Below are 3,069 nucleotides of genomic sequence, written 5' to 3'. Positions count from 1 at the left end.
GCCGCTTTATAATGCGTGCCATCAGCAATCACAACATAGCGAGGGGCGCATTTCTTTGCCTGCTGCATTAATAATTCGAGCTGTGAATTTCCGGTTATGGCGAAAACACGGTATTTTTCTGGATGGCGATTTATTACGTCAAGTGTATTACAACCAATGGAGCCTGTAGCCCCTAACACTGTTACTGTTTGCATTACGCCATCCAGGTTACATAGCAGAAGGCGAATACTGGGAATGCCGCGGTCAAGCTATCAATTCTATCGAGCACACCGCCATGGCCGGGGAGAATTTTTCCGCTATCTTTAATACCGGCACAACGTTTAAGCATGCTTTCATTTAAGTCGCCTAGGGCAGAAACGGCTACAGTGATCCCACCTATTGTGAGGTGCAACCAGATTCTAGAAGGCTCAACCTGATAGTGTAGCGCTGCAAAGGCAATAATGGCGAAAGAGGCTGCAATACCACCTAACAACCCTTCTAAGCTTTTGCCCGGCGAAACATTAGGACGAAGCTTATGGCGACCGAATTTTACGCCTACGAAAAATGCGCCTATATCTGCAGCCCAGACAATACCTAGAACATAAAAAATTAATGATGCACCGTAAAACAAATCTACGTCATGCAAGCTGGTACGAAGTGCAACAACAGCTACCCATGTAGGTATTAGCGTGAGTGCCCCAAATACTGTTCTTACGATGCGGCTGTCTTTCCAAAACCTTGAGTATTTTGGATAAGCAAGCACCATAAACAGCGATGCTATCCACCATAAAACAGCTACAGTTAAAATGCCGCGGTATAAGCCATGCAACTGTCCCTGATACCAAATTATGCTGGCATCGACAAAAAGTGACAGTGCAATACAAATAGCAAAGGCACCAGCCATATACATTAGTTTTTTAGGCCGCTCACACACGCCCGACATATTGGCCCATTCATAAGCACCTATACCGACAACGCCAGCTATAGCAATTTCAAACCAGAAAATGGGAAGAAAAAGAATGGCATAAAGCGCGAGTGGCGCGAGGATTAATGCAGTTATTATTCGTTGTTTTAGCATAATTTGCCCTTGGCTTTTGTTACCAGGGCTAGCCTGATAATTACCTGTATGGTGTTAACCATCCGCCGTGACTACCTGTTCACCGGTTAAACCGAAACGACGTTGGCGAACATTAAAATCGTCTACGGCTAGTTGAAACACGTCTTCATTGAAGTCGGGCCATAGTACGTCGGTGAAGTACAATTCGGCATAAGCACACTGCCATAGCAAGAAATTACTAATTCGGTGCTCGCCACCAGTGCGTATAAGAAGATCTAACTCTGGAAGGTTAGCTGTAGAAATATGCGTGCTAAGCGCCTCTTCATTGATGTTATCTACATCAAGTTCGCCCCGTTTCACTTGCGACGCGAGCTGCTTGGCCGCATTTACAATGTCCCATCTACCGCCATAGTTTGCGGCGATATTTAAAACCAAATCTTTATTGTCTTTGGTCATGTCTTCCGCTTTTCGAATTTTTTCGACTAGCTTGGCATCAAACGCCTCAACATCACCAATTACCTGCAACCGTACACCATTTTTGTGTAAACGCTTTGCTTCACTATTGAGGACAAGATTAAACAGCTCCATTAAGACACTGACCTCTTCCTCTGGGCGCTTCCAATTCTCACTTGAAAACGCAAATAGCGTAAGTGACTCGATACCGTTTTGACGTGCAAAGCGCACAACAGAACGTACAGACTCTACCCCCGCTTTATGACCAAAGGTACGAATTTTCCCTTTCTTTTGCGCCCATCGACCGTTGCCGTCCATAATAATGGCAACATGCTTAGGGCCAGTAGTGACTACTGGCACCTCAGCTTTAGATGACTTGGCGGCGCTTAAACGCTTTCCAATCATAATACTTACTTAAACTTCCATCAGTTCTTTTTCTTTGTCGGCAAGCAAGCTGTCAACTTTCTTAATGAAATCATTAGTAATAGACTGAATATTCTCTTCTGCCGCACGGCTTTCATCTTCACTGATTTCTTTTTCTTTAAGAAGATCTTTAACATCACCGTTGGCATCACGACGTATGTTACGGATCGCTACACGACCACCTTCCGCTTCGTTTCGCACAACACGGATAAGATCTTTACGACGCTCTTCTGTAAGCGGCGGAAGCGGAATGCGAATTGAACCACCCGCACTCATTGGGTTTAAGCCTAGGTCAGACTGCATGATGGCTTTTTCTACTGCTTGAATAGCGCTTTTATCAAAAACAGTTAACGCTAAAGTACGGCTGTCTTCCGCAACTACGTTTGCTACTTGCTTTAGCGGTGTATCTACACCGTAATAAGGAACCATGATGCCGTCTAAAAGGCTTGGATGCGCACGACCAGTGCGAATTTTGCTGAATTGGCCTTTAAGTGCAACCAGGCTTTTTTCCATGCGCTCTTGCGCATCTAATTCAATTTCATCAATCACGTTTTGTATCCTATTGTTCTTAATTAATCGTTGTCAGCGTGGCAAATGACGGTACCTTCTTTTTCACCCATCACAACGCGCTTAAGGCAACCCGGCTTATTCATGTTGAATACGCGAATTGGTAAGCTGTGATCTCTTGCTAGAGTGAAAGCTGACAAGTCCATTACTTTTAATTCTTTTTCCAGTACTTCCTGGTAAGACAATTGATCATACAATGTCGCTTCAGGGTTTTTCACTGGGTCATCGCTGTAAACACCGTCTACTTTTGTCGCTTTGAGTACCGCATCAGCTTCTATCTCAATGCCGCGCAGGCATGCTGCAGAGTCGGTAGTAAAGAAAGGGTTACCCGTACCTGCAGAGAAAATTACCACGCGACCAGACTTAAGTAAGCTAATTGCTTCCGCCCAGTTGTATGCATCACACACGCCGTTTAGCGGGATAGCAGACATCATACGCGCGTTTACAAATGCACGATGAAGCGCGTCACGCATAGCAAGACCATTCATAACAGTCGCTAACATGCCCATGTGGTCGCCAACAACGCGATTCATTCCAGCTTTTGCTAAGCCTTCACCACGGAATAAGTTACCACCGCCGATAACCAAACC

At 45.1% G+C, this 3,069-nt stretch carries 4 protein-coding genes and 1 pseudogene; all 5 read right to left on the bottom strand.

All coding sequences use genetic code 11. From position 1 onward, the window contains the following. Positions 1-194, bottom strand: a pseudogene (locus KL866_RS05605) (1-deoxy-D-xylulose-5-phosphate reductoisomerase); the annotation flags it as partial. Further along, the gene (locus KL866_RS05600; RefSeq protein WP_025254294.1) at positions 194-1,057 is read right to left on the bottom strand and encodes a phosphatidate cytidylyltransferase; all 864 of its coding nucleotides are present in this window, start codon (positions 1,055-1,057) and stop codon (positions 194-196) included. The gene KL866_RS05600 and the pseudogene KL866_RS05605, both read right to left, overlap by 1 nt. A gap of 54 nt (positions 1,058-1,111) precedes the next feature. Continuing rightward, complete coding sequence (uppS, locus tag KL866_RS05595) at positions 1,112-1,894, bottom strand: polyprenyl diphosphate synthase (RefSeq protein WP_025254293.1); 783 nt, start codon at positions 1,892-1,894, stop codon at positions 1,112-1,114. Positions 1,895-1,903: 9 nt separating this feature from the next. Next, complete coding sequence (gene frr / locus KL866_RS05590) at positions 1,904-2,461, bottom strand: ribosome recycling factor (protein WP_025254292.1); 558 nt, start codon at positions 2,459-2,461, stop codon at positions 1,904-1,906. A gap of 23 nt (positions 2,462-2,484) precedes the next feature. Further along, on the bottom strand, positions 2,485-3,069 hold a 585-nt coding region (gene pyrH / locus KL866_RS05585; RefSeq protein WP_214993886.1), incomplete at its 5' end, for a UMP kinase.

It is taken from the genome of Alteromonas sp. ALT199, assembly GCF_018619335.1.
In the GTDB taxonomy this organism is placed as follows: domain Bacteria; phylum Pseudomonadota; class Gammaproteobacteria; order Enterobacterales; family Alteromonadaceae; genus Alteromonas.
The sequence above is the reverse complement of the archived record's forward strand: the minus strand, read 5'-3'. Positions and strand labels throughout refer to the sequence as shown.